This window comes from Pradoshia eiseniae (assembly GCF_002946355.1).
Taxonomy (GTDB): Bacteria; Bacillota; Bacilli; order Bacillales; family Pradoshiaceae; genus Pradoshia; species Pradoshia eiseniae.
This window is the reverse complement of sequence record NZ_PKOZ01000007.1, coordinates 74,553-90,111: the sequence shown is the minus strand read 5'-3', so window position 1 is coordinate 90,111 and position 15,559 is coordinate 74,553. Positions and strand designations below refer to the sequence as shown.

Below are 15,559 nucleotides of genomic sequence, written 5' to 3'. Positions count from 1 at the left end.
GTGAGAGCCATATTGTATGTTGGCCATGGCACAAGGTCGAAAAAAGGAGCCGATGAGGCCAAACAGTTTATAGAGCGTGTAATCAGCGAAGTGAAGTGCGAGGTACAGGAGCTCAGCTTTCTTGAGCTGACGGAGCCATACATAGATGAGGGGTTCACTCGATGTGTGGAAAGAGGGGCTACGTCGATTTGCGTTGTCCCTATTTTCCTGTTGTCTGCAGGCCATATTAAAAAAGATATCCCAGAGGCGCTGGAGCCATTAAAAAAGGGGTTTCCGAATATCCCTGTTGAGATGGCTGACCCATTTGGCGTTCGCGAAGATCTCTTGGATGCGTTGGCTGAACTGATAAGGGATGCGGCTCCTGATGTAAATGGCGCTGATTCTGTACTTATCGTTGGAAGAGGAAGCAGTGACCCAGGTCTTCTAGATAATTTTGTGAGCATTGTCAAAGGCGTGAAGGAAAGAATGGCATTAGCGCAGGTAGAAGCCTGTTATTTGGCAGCGGCAGCCCCAACCTTCCAGGATGGGATTAGGAACATATGTGAGAAAACCTTGGGAAGAGTGATTGTGGTCCCTTATTTGCTGTTTGAGGGATTGCTTTTGGCAGAGGTGCGAGCAGAGGTGCGGAAAAGAACGAAGAATGGGGAATCCGTCCTTTTAGCCAATCCGCTTGGCAAGCATCAGGCGGTCATCGATATCATTAAGAATAGAGCGAGGGATAAGGAGGAGTATCATGCAGCCGCTTATCATTGATTTGTCGGGAAAGAAGGTTATCATAGCTGGCGGAGGCAGGATAGCGACAAGGAAAGCGAAAGTCCTCTCTGCAGAAAAGGCCCTCATTACCTTCATTGCACCGGAAATTTCTGAGGAGGCTCGCTCACTAGCCAAAGAGTATAACTATGAATTAATTGAGCGAGAGGCATTGCCAAATGATTTCAGTGGAGCTATGCTCGTTATCCTTGCAACAAATAGCAGGACGGTGAATGCCTCATTAGTGAATATACTGCCACCTAATCAGCTTGTTTGTGTGGTGGATGAATCTGGTGAAGGCAATGTAACATTCCCTGCCACGGTCCGCCGCGGGCATTTGCAAATTGCGGTCACCTCCAATGGCTCCAGTCCGAAATTAACGCGTAAGCTGAAAAGGGAGCTGGAGGAACAATTTGATGAGTCATGGATTGGCTATACAGCCTGGCTGTATGAAATGAGGAAAAAGGTTAAGCAGCTTGATTTGCCCTTTGAAGAAAAACAGCAAATTCTTTGGGACATTCTAGCTGATGAATATAAGGATGAGGCTGCCAGGCAGAGGGCTATTCTTTTAAGTCAGGGTTAATAAAAAGCTTACTAAGGAAGGTCAGGATATTATCCATCAGCAGAATACGAGGATACGCATGTGGCGTATCCTTTTTGTATGGAAACGAATTTTTTGAGAATACTAGGGGGATGATTATTCATTTATTGTCTGGAGGGGAACTATTGATGAAAAAACTATGGATAGCAGTCTCCGCTTTTTTCATTATTTTATGTCCTTCCCTCGAGGGAAATGCTTTCGCCAAGGAAAGGCAAGCAGATGAACTGGTATTAGCGCTGACAAAGGAGCCAAGGCTCGGCTTTGACCCAACGGTCGGTTTGGATGGAGCAGGAAATGGCTTTATATATAGCACGCTTTTATCTTTAAATGAAAAGATGGAAATTACCTATGATCTCGCTGAAGAATACCAAGTGAGTGAAGATAAATTAAAATGGGAATTCAAAATCAGGGATGATGCCCGGTTTACTGATGGGCATAAAGTGACTGCACATGATGTGGCCAACTCATTCCAGCTGGCAAAGAGCAGGGGAGAAATAAAAAGCCTTGAGGGATTAAAGCGTGTGCAGGTAATAGATGACTATACGGTTCAGTTCCTATTTGAAAGGCCATTATCCTCATTTGTTTATTCAGTCGCCTCCATTGGCATTTTGTCTAGCGAAAGCTATGGTAAAGGCAATGAAAGGGAGCCGGTTGGCTCAGGCCCTTATCAGCTTGTAAAGTGGAATAAGGGAGAGGAAGCTGTGTTCGTGCGCAATGATGGGTATTATGGCCATCAGCCTTTCTTTCGAAGAATAAAGGTCCTTTTCGTATCAGAGGATGAAGCATACGCGATGGCGAAGGAAGGTCGTGCTGATCTGGTTCAATCGACTGGGGTGTATGCAGGGGATAAAGTAGCCGGGATGGAAACGCTAGTGTTGGATAGAGCAGGTAACCGAGGGCTTTCGCTCGTGACAATCCCAGCGGGCGCTTCTTTAAATGGGGCAGTGGCAGGCAACGATGTCACGGCCGATCCGGCTATACGACAGGCAATCCAAGCTGGGGTAGACCGGGAAAAAATCGTGGAGAAGGTACTGAATGGATATGGACAAGCGTCGTTGAGTGCGGCCAGCGGTCTGCCATGGAGTCAGTCGGCTAAAGCTGGGGAAAATAAAGACATGGCAGAAGAGCTATTGAGAATAGGGGGCTGGGCCGATTCCGATAACGACGGCATTCTTGAGAAAAAGGGGATAAAAGCGATCTTCCCTATTGCTTTTCCGTTTGATGACTCTATTTATAAGGCCATGGCTCTTGAGCTGAAGGAGCAGTTAGCAGATATGGGAATTCAGATAACGATTCAAGAGAGCACATGGCCAGAAATGAAAAGGAGCATACAAGCAGGCGCTTCTTTAATGAAGTCGGAATCATACAACCCATTTGACATCTATTATCTATATCATTCAACTAATCGCGGAATTGGATTTGGCAATCCTAGCTTGTATGGATCAGAGATGGTGGATGCTGCCATTGAAAAGGCACTTTTAAGCGGAGACTATGCAGATTGGAAAAAGGCAGAGGAACTGGCACTTGAAGATGTGCCGATTGTCTGGCTCGTTACTGTCCCTCAGGTGTATTTTGTGAAGAAAGAGCTTCATATAGGCAATACAATAGCGCCGTCTTCTTATCCGCTATCCGTGCTAAATGGTGCGCAAAATTGGCGTTTAGAATGAGGGAGAAACAAAAGGAAAAGCCGCTTTGATTCCATTAATCAGAGCGGCTTATTTGCTTTATCTTTCAGCATGAGGAGACAAAGTTTTTGCATTTGTATTCGATTGGCTAGGTGCTGGTTCATCAGCCCGTTTCGGCTTTTTAATGAAAAAGGCAAGAACAAGGGCTAAGATGGCGATGAAGAAGGCAACAAAGAAGGCATCATTAATCCCTGCTAATGTGGATTGTGCTGCAATCTCTGCTTTTATATTGGCTAAGGTTTGTGCATCTGGCTGGTCTGTAAGGCTGTTCATGGCTTTTTCGGTTAATTCCTCGGCATGAAGCTTTGCACGAGAAGACATGACAGAGACAAGAAGAGCAGAGCCAATGGCTGCTGATACTTGATTCAACGTATTGTTAATGGCTGTGCCGTGTGGATTCATCCGTGAAGGCAATGAATTGAGCCCATTTGTGACGACTGGCATCATGACCATTGACATGCCGAGCATCCGGATAGAATATAAGACAATCAAGGAAGAATATTCTGTTTCCATCGATAGATTATAGAAAAAATAAGTAGTGGCTACCGTAATTGTTAAGCCGATAATCGCTAAAAGACGGCCGCCAAATTTATCAAATAGCTTGCCAGTGATTGGTGACATAATTCCCATAATTATCGCTCCGGGCAGCATCAATAAGCCTGAATCAAGAGGAGAGATTCCCCGTAAGGTTTGCAGGTAAATGGGCATAAGAATCATAGCCGAAAACATGGCCATATTGATGACAATGGCGATCACAGAAGATAGGGCGAACATTGGGTATTTGTATACACGAAAATCAAGCATTGGTTTATCAATCAATACCTGGCGCACCACAAGACTGGTGATACCGATAACACCGACAATAATGGGGACATAGACAAGCGGAGAATCCCATCCCTTATCACCTGCAGAACTGAATCCGTATAAAAGCCCTCCAAAACCAACAGAAGAAAGCAGGACAGACAATTGGTCTAAATGTGTCTCAACCGACTCCTTCTTATCCCTAAGCTTGAAGAAAGCAAGCAAAATAACGAGGAGGGCGATTGGGATAATCATGTAAAACAAATAGCGCCATTCGTAATGCTCAATAATCCACCCTGATAGAGTCGGGCCGATGGCAGGGGCAAAAATCATGACAAGCCCCATCACTCCCATTGCGCTTCCACGCTTTTCAATTGGGAAACTTGATAGCAAAACATTCATTAAAAGCGGCATCATGATAGCAGAGCCTGATGCTTGAATCATTCTTCCTGTGAGAAGGATAGCAAAAGTAGGCGAAATGGCGCTTGCAATCGTTCCGATTGTGAAGAGAAGCATCGCTGTCATAAACAATTGTCTGACAGAGAATTTCTGAATCAGATAAGCTGAAGTAGGAATTAGTATACCGTTTACGAGCATATATCCCGTTGCCAGCCATTGAATGGTTGTTGGCTTCACATCAAAATCTGCCATCATTGATGGGAGCGCGACATTCAATAAGGTTGAGTTCAAAATAGAGACGAAGGCACCGGCTAAAATTATTCCGATAATCAAGTAATTTGGGCGGACATTCTCTGCGGAGGATGCATTCATGAATCTAACCCCTTTTCGTTTTGACTATGTGTTCATTTTTTGTACTCTCATTCTATAAGACACATCATACTACCCTTTACAAGAAATGGCAACAAATAAACATCGGATAGTCTTCATTTGTGCTCTGCCGGTGAATGGTCTAATATACTCACTAAGAAGGAATAAATTATTAGAATGGGCTGAGGCTTGATTTGAATGAACGAAAAAGACAGGTAATCAATCATGCGAAACGTTTGTTTTTAGAGAAAGGTTATCGAAATACATCCATCCAAGATATTTTGGAGGACAGCAATATCTCAAGAGGAACCTTCTATAATTACTTCCCGAGCAAAGGGGAGCTCTTTAAGGCTGTCTATGATTCCTTTCTCAAGGAGAATCATGCGCGCCGGGATGAATTACTGCTCGGCAAGGACCTTGGAGATGAAGAAGTGTTCATGCTGCAGCTGAAAGTACATATGAGTACTTCTTTCCATAATCGTTTCTTTATCTTGATTGATGATGTGATGAGCTCGAATGAACAGGATGTTAAGGAATTCATATTACAGACGAGATGGCTGTATATCAATTGGCTCCATAACCGGCTAACAGATGTATTCGGTGAGGCTAAAAAGCCCTATCTCCTTGATTGCGCCATCATTCTTGGGTCCTTGCTGCAGCATTATGTATATTTCTATGTCAAGGCTAAGGGTGATGAGGAAATCGAAGAAGCCATTCGTTATTGTTTCGGCTGCGTGAAAACAATCCTGGAGGATGTTAGCAAAAGGGATATCCAGTTGCTTTCCCCAAGTGTATTAGAGAATTTTATCCCTAATGGGGCAAAAGGAAACAGAGATCTGCGATATGAGCTCCTCCAAAAAACGAATATCCTAAAGCGATGTATGATGCAGGATTTAAAGGAGCAGCAGCGGATAGGCTATATGCAGATGGTCGATTTCATCCAGGACGAGATTATGCACCATCAGCATCCTCGCCCGATACTCGTCAAAACGGTTCTCGCCTCTATGAGCCAGGAGCAATATTTTTTGGAAATGGATATGTTTGAAGGCTATAAGGATTTGGTCAATATTTGGCTAGAAAATGAAATATAACAGGGACTGCATGAAGCAGTCCCTGTCGTATTTATTGATTATACTTTGTTAAGCTTTTCTTTTCACTCTAATTCGTTTCTCAATCTCAATCACAATCAAAGGAACGATGCCTAGTAATACCGCAATGAGATAATAAGCTGAAGGCAGCGGTGTAATCTCGAATATATACGCTAGCGGCGGAACGAATACAATCACAACAATCAATAGCAGGGATACAAGCAAAGCAAGAATCATGTACTTATTATTCCTGATATTGGACCTGAAAATAGATTTTGTTGTGCGGACATTCAATACATGGAACAGCTGGGAAAGCGACAGTACAAGAAATGCCATCGTTTGGGCCGCACCTAATGAGTGCAGATTGACGCCGGCTATATAAAAACCAATCAAGGAAAGGATGGCAAACATAAGCCCTTGCAAAACAATCCGAATCATGAGACCGCCAGCAAATATTCCTTCCTCTTTAGGTTTTGGCTTCCTCTCCATAATATCTTCTTCAACGGGTTCCATCCCAAGAGCAAGAGCGGGAAGACCATCGGTTACTAAATTCAGCCAGAGCAGATGAATCGCTAGCAGCGGTGTTTGGTGCCATATGATCATGGCGATGAAGACGATGAATATCTCGCCCATATTTGTTCCGAGCAGGAACTGGATTGCTTTTCGGATATTATCGTACGTGCCCCGACCCTCTTTCACCGCATCGACAATGGTCGCGAAATTATCATCCGTCAAAATCATGTCTGAAGCCCCTTTGGCTACATCAGTTCCGGTGATGCCCATTGCGCAGCCAATGTCTGCTGCTTTCAGTGCTGGAGCATCATTGACACCGTCGCCAGTCATGGAGACGATAGCGCCTTTTTGCTGCCAGGCGCGTACGATTCTGATTTTATCTTCCGGGGAAACACGAGCATAGACAGAGTATTGATCAATGGATTCACTTAAAGCCTGATCATCCATTTTATCTAGCTCAGCACCGGTTAGGGATTTTTGTCCGGCATTTAAGATGCCAAGGTCTTTCGCAATCGCATTGGCTGTTCCGATATGGTCACCCGTAATCATGACGGGCCTGATACCGGCTTTTTTACATATATCTACGGCATCCTTTGCTTCTTGCCGCGGCGGGTCAATCATCCCTAACAGACCAACGAAGTGAAGGTCCTGTTCAATCTCATCACTGTTCAAGACATGGGGTACGCTTTTTAGTTCCTTGTATGCTACGGCAAGCACTCGCATGGCTTCTGCTGTCATTTGATTATTGACTTCTTTGGCTGCTTCAAAATCGCCGGTTTTGCATCGTGTTAAGAGTACATCAAAGGCACCTTTTGTGAGGGCATATGGCTTCCCTTCAATCATATGAACTGTCGTCATCAGCTTCCGGTCTGAATCGAATGGAATCTCGCCGACTCGGGGGGCCTCCTCATGGAGCTGTTCCTTTGTCATGTTCATTTTTAGTGCCGCAGCCAGGATTGCTGTCTCAGTTGGGTCTCCGATATGCTTTTCCTCGCCATCAATCACTTCAACCGTTCCGTTTGAGGCAAGTGAGCCCAAACGGATTAATGATTTGATTCCTAGTGATGCCTCATCCGATATGTCTTCTGGCTTTCCTTTTACCCAAGCTTTCATGACAGTCATTTTATTTTGGGTGAGAGTCCCTGTCTTATCTGAACAGATAACGGATGCGCTTCCGAGCGTTTCAACAGCCGGGAGCTGACGAATGATAGCATTTCTTTGGACCATGCGCTGGACGCCAAGCGCCAACACGACAGTCACAATGGCAGGCAGTCCTTCTGGAATGGCAGCAACGGCTAAGGATACAGCAGTCATGAATATTTCTATAATCGGCATTCCTTCGTAAAAACCAATCGCAAAAATAACGATACTAATCCCAAGGGCAAGCAAGCCTAGATATTTTCCCAGCTTGGCCAGCTTTAATTGGAGCGGGGTCTGGGTTTGCCCGGCGGAATCAAGCAACTCGGCGATTTTGCCTATTTGTGTGCCCATCCCTGTGTTCGTTACGATTGCTTTACCACGCCCATAGGAAACACTGCTTCCGGAGAAGACCATGTTTAAACGATCACCAAGCGGTGCATCTTCAGCAATTTCTGCTTTTTCGTCCTTTTCCACAGGAACAGATTCCCCCGTTAAGGCGGATTCCTCCATTTTCAATGAGGAAGATGAAATCAATCGGCCATCTGCCGGCATAAAATCCCCGGCCTCAAATTCAATTAAATCACCAGGAACGAGCATTTTTGCCTCCACTTCGGTCAGTTTGCCATTCCGGATGACTTTCGCATGAGGCGAAGAAAGGTTCTGTAACGCTTCTAACGATTTTTCGGCCTTGCTTTCTTGAACCACTCCGAGTAAGGCGTTCAAGATGACGATACTCAGTATAACGACAGGCTCGATATATTCCTTCGTATCATGACCTTTCAGTGCAATGAAAAAGGAAATGGCAGCGGCAATGATTAAGATGATAACCATAATATCTTTAAATTGCTCCAAAAAACGCATGGCAAGACTTTTTGTTTTCTTTCCTTTGAGTTCATTGAGCCCATACTTTTCTTGGTATTGTTGTACTTGTGCATCAGTTAAACCTGATTCTATATTTGTCTGAAATTCTTCTTCTATTGCATCAAGATTCTGTACATGTGGATTATTCATCAAGAATCCTCCGTTTCTATATGGATGCTGTTAGCATATCCAAACATAGAAAGGAGGATTCTTATGTTTTCTAAAGGGCTATGGCAAGGCTGGTGGTTCGGGTGAATGGTTATCTGTTAAAATGGAGATAACGCGAGATAAGGAGTGAGAATGATGACGGAAATGCAGAAATTGCTGGAGGAAATCCGCTATAAACGCGGCAAATACCCGAAGAAAGCTCTGGATGAATTAATTGATCGACGAGATGAAGCCATTCCAGAGCTTTTAAAGATTGTTGAACAGTCCGCCATTTCACCCGAGCTATTTATGGATACACCAGAGCGCATTGATCATATTTATGCGGTATTACTGTTGAGTCAGTTCCAAGCGGCTGAGGCCTTTAATCCATTCTTACATACTTTGCAATTGCCTGATGATCTGGTTTTTGTCTTATACGGAGATTTGCTGACAAATTCCGGCGGAAGAATTGTGGCTAATCTTTACAGCGGTTTAGCCGTCATGGAAGACGATTTGGTTTCTTTCCCTGAGCTTGATGCAATTTTTGCTTTGATCGATGATACATCTTTGGATGAACTAATCCGAGGTATCGGCTTCCAGGCTATCACAGCGTTAGTGAAACAAAGGAAGGTTTCAAAAGACTTAATTCAATATTATTATCATGATTTGCTGCAAGGAGAATTAGATGATGAATCAGGTATTCTGTATACCTTGTTGATTGATTCCTGTGTGGAACTTGATTTTAGGGAATTGACGGATGAAATCATAGATGTCCTCGAATCAAGAAGGGCAGACACATCTATCCAGTTCTCCGAGGATGGAGAAGTTTATTTTAATGATGGGCTGCTTCTGGATAAGGATCCATATGGTCCTATCACTAATATACATGAGGAACTGCAGGGCTCCAGCTCTAAGTCCTGAAAAAAGCCCGCTCCCTGTTTTGGGAGCGGGCTTGGCTTTTGTATTGGAAAGGCTATTACATTTCTAATTCCACTGCATTCTCGAGCGCTTCCTTTGGAACGGAGATTGCATCAAGGGAATTATAGTCGGAATAGGTGGTGTCTATTTCCTGCTTAAGAGTGACCTTTTGGCCTTCTGAAGTCATGTTGATGTTCATGATGATATTCATTTGGCTAGGGAGATAGGTCTTCTTATCGACAAAGATTTCATATTCAATTCCGTTGATCTCTAAGTCCTTTACCTCATTCATTTCAACCGCGCCAGAAGATAATTCTTGCTGCACAAGTGAATTGAACTTTTCATCATCAGCATCTAATGTAAGGATGAATTCTTCATTATTTTGTTCAAATGTAAAATCTTCGATAAAGGATTGCAGCTCACTTAATGTCTGAGTTTGATTCAACCCGGAGTCTGCTTGTAACTGTGCCATTAAATCCTCATGTCCTTCGCTATATTTCATCCACATATCCTGACCTGGGTCATACATATAGAAGCCTTCTTCAGTAAAGTATTGCTCGGTTTCAATTGTTTGGCCGTCAATGGTCATGTTTACTTTCTGCTCAAGGCCAATTGGCTCTTGGACAACTTTCGAATGTATGGTGGATTGAGTCGGAACGGGTTCATTATCCCCTTCGATGATTTCCTGCTCCATTTCCATATCCATAACAAAGCTGTCAATATCCTCTGATGCATCCATCATTTTCTCGTATACTTCTTTAATCGTTAGCTCGGATTTGTCACTGTTTTTGTTTGCTTGTTTGTTTTCTTGTTCGCTCACAGGCTCCGCTGTTTCGCTGCATGCGACAAGCAGGACCAATGAGAGTATGGAAACAGACAAGGCGGAAAAGATTCGTTTCATCAGGTTGCTTCCTCCCTTATTTCGTTTGGCGGGACTGACGTGCCCAGATATCTGTAAGCTCGCTTAATGAAATCATTCGAATGCTTCATCATGTAAGGACAACAGATTATAGTAAAAGCATAACATAACCAGTTGATTAATTGTAAAATAGGTGGGAATATTGAGTTAACTTGATCGGAGGTGCTGATAAATATGCTGCAAAAACCGAAGAAACTACAGGCGGGAGACCTTATTGCTACAGCGAGCCTTTCGTCGGGAATGGCTGGTGAGGATGCGTTTCTTGCCCGCTATCTATGCGGGAAGAGCCGAGTGGAGGGTTTGTTTGACCTAAAAGTAACGGAGCTGCCACACACCTTGAAGGGGGAAGACTATGTGCATAATCATCCTGAGGAACGGGCGAGGGATTTAGCCGATGCCTTCATGGATGAATCGATAAAGGGAATCTTCTCTTGTATCGGCGGTGAGGACAGCCTTCGGATGATTCCGTATATAGATTATGAATCCATTCGAAATCATCCTAAGATCTTCCTCGGCTATTCGGATTCCACTATAACGCATTTGATTTGCTATAAAGCGGGAATTATGAGCTATTATGGTCCGTCTATTTTAGCGGAATTTGCAGAGAATGGGGGACTCTTTAAGTATACCGAGAAATGGGTGAAGAAGGTGCTCTTTTCGGACGAACCGATTGGTGAGGTGGAACCGCCGGCAGAGTGGACAAGCGAATTCATTCCATGGGAAGCAGGGAATGAGGAGCGGCCGAGGAAAATGCTCCCTAATGGGGGATATGAAGTTCTGCAAGGAACTGGCATTAAGCGAGGCCGTCTGCTAGGAGGCTGTATGGAAGTGCTGGAAATGGCGAAGGGAACCGAAATATGGCCTGCCAAAGCTGAATGGGAAGGCAAACTGATTTTCTTTGAGACTTCAGAAGAGAAGACTTCCCCTGAAATGCTGCGGAGATGGCTTCGCAATTATGGTGTGCAGGGAATATTCGAAAAGGCAGCCGGGCTGCTTTTTGCGAAGCCCTATGATGAACAATATTATGAGGAATATAAGGAGGTCATCCTTGAGGTCGTGTGTGATGAGCTAGGACTATGTGATCTTCCTATTTTCTATAATATGAGCTTTGGCCATACAGCCCCGATGTCAATCATGCCCTATGGTGCTATGGCAGAAATTGATTGTGAACAAAAAAAGTTTCGTATAGTAGAATCAGGCGTATGCTAACAGCAAATGAATACTAATATGGAGACTAGTTCTAGATGATTATTGTGATAGATAATTACGATTCTTTTACGTACAACATAGTGGAGTATTTAAGGCAGCTCGGCAAAGAAGTGGCTGTTTTGAAAAATGACCAATGCACAATCTGTGATATAAAGAGCCTTAATCCTAGTGGAATCCTGCTCTCTCCAGGACCGGGCAATCCAGATCAGGCAGGCATCTGCCTTCAAGCTCTTGAGGCATTTTGCGGGAAAGTGCCTATTCTTGGTGTGTGTTTAGGGCATCAGTTAATTGGACAATTTTTTGGCGGAGATGTGGTGAAGGCGAATAGCCCGATGCACGGGAAGGTATCTGAAATCAGCCATGATGGGAAATCTATCTTTCGCGGGCTGCCGAGCCGTTTTTTTGTGGCGAGGTACCATTCTCTTATAGTGAGCCCTGCAGATCTTCCCGATTGCCTTGAAGTATCGGCCTTAAGTCTTGATGGGGAGATAATGGGGATTCGCCATAAGACTTATCAAGTCGAGGGGGTGCAATTCCATCCCGAGGCGATTTTGACAGAGTATGGCTTGGATATGATTAATAATTTCTTTGAGGAGAAGCATATATGCTGATATTTGATTTTGCCGGGACCGACAATATGGTGAGGAGGCAGGTATTTAATAACCCTGCAGATGTCCTTGCGACCAATGTGTTGGAAGAGGTTCCAGTTATTTTGGAGAAGGTACAGGAAGCGGTTAATAAAGGCTATTATGCGGCAGGATATGTATCCTATGAAGCAGCTCCTGCCTTTGACCAGGCGCTTGTATCAGTTCCGTCTGAAATGCCGCTTGTCTGGTTTGGTTTATATGAGCAGGCGGAAGAGACCGCGCCAATTGAGGATCGCGAGTATCAGGTGTCTGAATGGGTGCCATCGATAGGACAAGAGAGATATGCTGAGGCCATAACCGCCATTAAGGGACGCATCGAGAACGGAGATACCTATCAGGTGAACTATACATTACGGCTTGAAGCCAGCTTCAGCGGTGATTCGCTCGCATTTTATCAGGATTTGGCCAAGGCCCAGTCAGCTAGTTATTCTGCCTATCTGCAAATGGATGACTATACAGTCATTTCTGCCTCGCCTGAATTATTCTTTCGGATTAATAAAAATCAGATTATGACACGCCCAATGAAGGGCACCGTCAAGCGCGGAATGACATGGGAGGATGACAGGGAAAAGGCAGAATGGCTCGCCGCATCTGAAAAGAATCAGGCGGAGAACGTCATGATTGTTGACCTTTTGCGGAATGATTTAAGTAAGATTGCCAGGAAGGGTACTGTAAAAGTCCCGTCTTTATTTGAGATTGAGAAATACCCGACCGTTTATCAAATGACATCAACTGTTACGGCTGAGCTTGAGGAGTCGACAGGACTTCTTCAAGTATTCCAAGCTCTTTTTCCGTGCGGATCAATCACTGGAGCACCAAAGGTGAAGACAATGGAAATTATCTCCGAGCTTGAGGGAAGTCCGCGTGAGGTGTATTGCGGGGCCATTGGTTATATTTCTCCATATGGCGAGGCTGTCTTCAATGTCCCGATTCGTACGGTCCTCCTCAATCATTTGACCGGCAAGGCAAAATATGGCGTAGGCGGCGGTATTACATGGGATTCTGAAGCAGGAGATGAATACGAGGAAACGGTGGCCAAGGCGGCGATTCTCAAGAAGAAGCCTATACAATTTGAATTGCTTGAAACAATCAGACTTGAGGATGGTCATCTATACTTGCTTGATAATCATATGAACCGGCTGCAAAAGACAGCTGATTATTTTGGTTTTCCAATTGATGAGGAGGCCGTCCGTCAATCTTTGGCTGAGACAGTGAAATCCTATAAAGAGGGACTTTATAAGGTTCGTCTGCTATTGAGCAAGGATGGACAGCTGACATTTGATATTGCTCGCATTGAACTAATGGAAGGCAAATTGATAGTGGATATAGCCAAGGAAGCTGTATCAAGCGACAATCCTTTTTTGTATCATAAAACCACGCACCGGTCCGTATATGAAAAGCATAGATGCATGAACCCATCGGTCGAAGATGTATTGCTATGGAATGAAAGAGGGGAATTGACCGAGTTCACGAACGGAAATATCGTTGCTGAAATCAATGGGCGTTTGTATACACCGCCAATTAGTTGCGGATTGCTTGGAGGCACTTTCAGAGAACAGCTTTTAGCTGATCACTTGATTGAGGAGAAAGTTCTATATCTTAAAGATTTAGAACGCTGTTCAAGAGTATGGATAATCAATAGCGTGCGTAAATGGGCAGAGGTTGATTTTGTTCATTAATGGAACAGGCGGAGAAAACATATTTTGTTTTGCTCCGCCTGTTTTTTTATATGGAGTAATGAAACGCACAAAATGTTCATTAGAATAACCTGATAAATATGGTAATATTTAACGAAGGGGTAGTCAGATAGGAACAATAAACGGAAGGTGGATGAAATGAAATTGCCTTTAACGGATAGTGAGAAACAGAAGCTTCGCGCCGCTCATATCAAGTTAACGCAAGTAACACAAATGACTCCGTTTGAATTAAGCCAAGTGATAGATTGTGAGCAAGCCAGAGCAGAAGTATTAATCGGACTTGCCCAGTTTCAAAGTATCCCGTCGATTGGTCCGCGCGCAGCCCAGATGATGGTTCATCATTTAGGTTTTACTTGCTTGGATGAAGTGAAAAATCAGGAACCTGCCCATTTGCTCGATTTATTTGAAAGCCGGGTAGGTCATCGGGTGGACCCATGTGTAGAAGATCAAATTCGCTGCATTGTACACCATGCGAATGAACCGAATAGTCGCCTTGAATGGCCAGATTTTACAAAGGAAAGGAAAACCTATAGGGATTCATGCGGGTACCCGGATAATCGGCCGAAATCCTAAGGGTTAAGCAGAGGGAGAGAAAAACATGAGAAGGACATTAGTGAGTTTGCTGATTATATTGATCGTTTCTGCCGGATGCTCGAATGAGCCGACAAGTACGCCTGATATTGCAACTCATTCTGATCAATCAGTCCAGCCATATGAATTAGAAACGGTCGCAGAAGGCTTGAATGTGCCGTGGGAGGTGGCTTTCACGGATGATGGGGATATATTCTTTACGGAGAGGCCAGGCAATCTGCGTCTGATCCGGGACGGGGAGCTTGTGAAAGAACCGCTGCTATCCTTGCCTGCCCCGTTCATCAGTGAAGGAGAGGGCGGGCTGCTCGGCTTGGCAGCTGACCCGGATTACAAATCAAATCATCATTTATATGTATACCATAGCTATGAAGCGGATGGGGGAATCCAGAATCGAGTGCTGAAGCTGACCGTGGATGGGGAAAAGGCAAAGATTGATAAGGTTATCCTTGATGGAATCGTCGGAGATACGAACCATAACGGCGGAAGGCTGAAAATAGGGCCGGATGGTCTGCTCTATATCACAGCTGGGGACCGATATGAGCCTGATTTAGCGCAAGAGAAGACAAGCATGGGCGGGAAGATCTTCCGTATTCATCTCGATGGCACCATTCCCGCTGATAATCCATTTGAGGATTCACCTGTATATAGCTATGGCCATAGAAATCCGCAAGGTCTGGCATGGCATCCGGAGACTGGTCAAATGTATAGCTCAGAGCATGGACAGACGGCCCATGATGAGATTAATCTTATCCAAAAAGGCAAGAACTATGGCTGGCCAGTTATAGAAGGGGACGTAACGAAAGATGCCATGGTATCACCCATTCTGCACAGCGGCGAAGATACGTGGGCTCCTTCAGGGATGACCTTTGTGACGGAGGGAGAATGGAAGAATCAGCTTCTTGTGGCGAATCTGCGCGGAAGCCAGATTTTGAAATTGGAATTAAGTGAAGATGGAAACGATGTTATAAAGACAGATGCTTTATATAAGGGTGAATATGGACGTATCCGTACTGTAGCTGAAGGGCCTGACGGGTCCATTTATTTCCTGACGAATAATCATGATGGACGCGGAGCCCCAAACGAAGGGGATGATAAAATTATCCGTCTTATTCCAAAATAAAAGGCAGGGGAGCTGGTAAACGGCTCCCCTTTCTATTACAAATAATTATCTAATAAGTATTAATTATATTAAAATAATATATAAAGGCTGATTAAAAGTGGGCA

13 protein-coding genes are annotated in these 15,559 nt (G+C 44.3%); 10 read left to right on the top strand and 3 right to left on the bottom strand.

The window, feature by feature from the left end:
- The 3 genes from CYL18_RS12625 to CYL18_RS12615 all read left to right on the top strand — a co-directional run bounded on the left by CYL18_RS12625 (position 1) and on the right by CYL18_RS12615 (position 3,018).
- Positions 1–753, top strand: coding sequence for a sirohydrochlorin chelatase (locus CYL18_RS12625; protein WP_104849877.1), 753 nt, complete (start codon positions 1–3; stop codon positions 751–753).
- Entirely contained in the window at positions 734–1,333 is a 600-nt protein-coding gene (locus CYL18_RS12620) for a precorrin-2 dehydrogenase/sirohydrochlorin ferrochelatase family protein (protein WP_104849876.1), read from the top strand. The genes CYL18_RS12625 and CYL18_RS12620 overlap by 20 nt, the downstream gene beginning before the upstream one ends.
- A gap of 146 nt (positions 1,334–1,479) precedes the next feature.
- Complete coding sequence (locus CYL18_RS12615) at positions 1,480–3,018, top strand: ABC transporter substrate-binding protein (protein ID WP_161497138.1); 1,539 nt, start codon at positions 1,480–1,482, stop codon at positions 3,016–3,018.
- Between the two features lie 57 nt (positions 3,019–3,075).
- Here CYL18_RS12615 and CYL18_RS12610 read toward each other — a convergent pair whose 3' ends face one another.
- Complete coding sequence (locus CYL18_RS12610; RefSeq protein ID WP_104849874.1) at positions 3,076–4,608, bottom strand: DHA2 family efflux MFS transporter permease subunit; 1,533 nt, start codon at positions 4,606–4,608, stop codon at positions 3,076–3,078.
- Positions 4,609–4,799: 191 nt separating this feature from the next.
- On the opposite strand from CYL18_RS12610, the gene CYL18_RS12605 reads away from it, so the two are divergent.
- Positions 4,800–5,696, top strand: coding sequence for a TetR/AcrR family transcriptional regulator (locus CYL18_RS12605; RefSeq protein ID WP_161497137.1), 897 nt, complete (start codon positions 4,800–4,802; stop codon positions 5,694–5,696).
- 48 nt (positions 5,697–5,744) lie between these two features.
- Here the strand turns inward: CYL18_RS12605 and CYL18_RS12600 are convergent, their stop codons facing one another.
- A complete protein-coding gene (locus CYL18_RS12600) occupies positions 5,745–8,357 on the bottom strand; it encodes a calcium-translocating P-type ATPase, PMCA-type (RefSeq protein WP_104849872.1) in 2,613 nt (870 codons plus the stop codon).
- 150 nt (positions 8,358–8,507) lie between these two features.
- On the opposite strand from CYL18_RS12600, the gene CYL18_RS12595 reads away from it, so the two are divergent.
- Positions 8,508–9,275, top strand: a complete 768-nt coding sequence (locus CYL18_RS12595) for a DUF1186 domain-containing protein (RefSeq protein WP_104849871.1) — start codon at positions 8,508–8,510, stop codon at positions 9,273–9,275.
- A 55-nt stretch (positions 9,276–9,330) separates the two neighbouring features.
- Here CYL18_RS12595 and CYL18_RS12590 read toward each other — a convergent pair whose 3' ends face one another.
- Positions 9,331–10,173 (bottom strand): DUF6612 family protein, encoded by an 843-nt coding sequence (locus tag CYL18_RS12590; RefSeq protein WP_104849870.1) that lies wholly within the window; start codon positions 10,171–10,173, stop codon positions 9,331–9,333.
- Between the two features lie 192 nt (positions 10,174–10,365).
- Here CYL18_RS12590 and CYL18_RS12585 point away from each other — a divergent pair, with 192 nt between their 5' ends.
- The 5 genes from CYL18_RS12585 (at position 10,366) to CYL18_RS12565 (ending at position 15,455) form a co-directional block, all read left to right on the top strand.
- Complete coding sequence (locus tag CYL18_RS12585) at positions 10,366–11,400, top strand: S66 family peptidase (protein ID WP_104849869.1); 1,035 nt, start codon at positions 10,366–10,368, stop codon at positions 11,398–11,400.
- A gap of 35 nt (positions 11,401–11,435) precedes the next feature.
- A complete protein-coding gene (locus tag CYL18_RS12580) occupies positions 11,436–12,011 on the top strand; it encodes an anthranilate synthase component II (protein ID WP_104849868.1) in 576 nt (191 codons plus the stop codon).
- A complete protein-coding gene (gene pabB / locus CYL18_RS12575; RefSeq protein ID WP_104849867.1) occupies positions 12,005–13,726 on the top strand; it encodes an aminodeoxychorismate synthase component I in 1,722 nt (573 codons plus the stop codon). The genes CYL18_RS12580 and pabB overlap by 7 nt, the downstream gene beginning before the upstream one ends.
- Positions 13,727–13,882: 156 nt before the next feature.
- Positions 13,883–14,317, top strand: a complete 435-nt coding sequence (locus CYL18_RS12570) for a helix-hairpin-helix domain-containing protein (RefSeq protein WP_104849866.1) — start codon at positions 13,883–13,885, stop codon at positions 14,315–14,317.
- A 25-nt stretch (positions 14,318–14,342) separates the two neighbouring features.
- On the top strand, positions 14,343–15,455 hold the full coding sequence (locus CYL18_RS12565) for a PQQ-dependent sugar dehydrogenase (protein WP_104849865.1): 1,113 nt from the start codon (positions 14,343–14,345) through the stop codon (positions 15,453–15,455).
- Positions 15,456–15,559 lie beyond the last annotated feature (104 nt).

Bases quoted from the DNA above. Each gene is read 5' to 3' on its own strand.
- CYL18_RS12620 (WP_104849876.1), top strand. From the start codon at position 734: ATGCAGCCGCTTATCATTGATTTGTCGGGAAAGAAGGTTATCATAGCT.
- CYL18_RS12615 (WP_161497138.1), top strand. From the start codon at position 1,480: ATGAAAAAACTATGGATAGCAGTCTCCGCTTTTTTCATTATTTTATGT.
- CYL18_RS12610 (WP_104849874.1), bottom strand. From the start codon at position 4,608: ATGAATGCATCCTCCGCAGAGAATGTCCGCCCAAATTACTTGATTATC.
- CYL18_RS12600 (WP_104849872.1), bottom strand. From the start codon at position 8,357: ATGAATAATCCACATGTACAGAATCTTGATGCAATAGAAGAAGAATTT.
- CYL18_RS12595 (WP_104849871.1), top strand. From the start codon at position 8,508: ATGATGACGGAAATGCAGAAATTGCTGGAGGAAATCCGCTATAAACGC.
- CYL18_RS12590 (WP_104849870.1), bottom strand. From the start codon at position 10,173: ATGAAACGAATCTTTTCCGCCTTGTCTGTTTCCATACTCTCATTGGTC.
- CYL18_RS12585 (WP_104849869.1), top strand. From the start codon at position 10,366: ATGCTGCAAAAACCGAAGAAACTACAGGCGGGAGACCTTATTGCTACA.
- CYL18_RS12580 (WP_104849868.1), top strand. From the start codon at position 11,436: ATGATTATTGTGATAGATAATTACGATTCTTTTACGTACAACATAGTG.
- pabB (WP_104849867.1), top strand. From the start codon at position 12,005: ATGCTGATATTTGATTTTGCCGGGACCGACAATATGGTGAGGAGGCAG.
- CYL18_RS12570 (WP_104849866.1), top strand. From the start codon at position 13,883: ATGAAATTGCCTTTAACGGATAGTGAGAAACAGAAGCTTCGCGCCGCT.
- CYL18_RS12565 (WP_104849865.1), top strand. From the start codon at position 14,343: ATGAGAAGGACATTAGTGAGTTTGCTGATTATATTGATCGTTTCTGCC.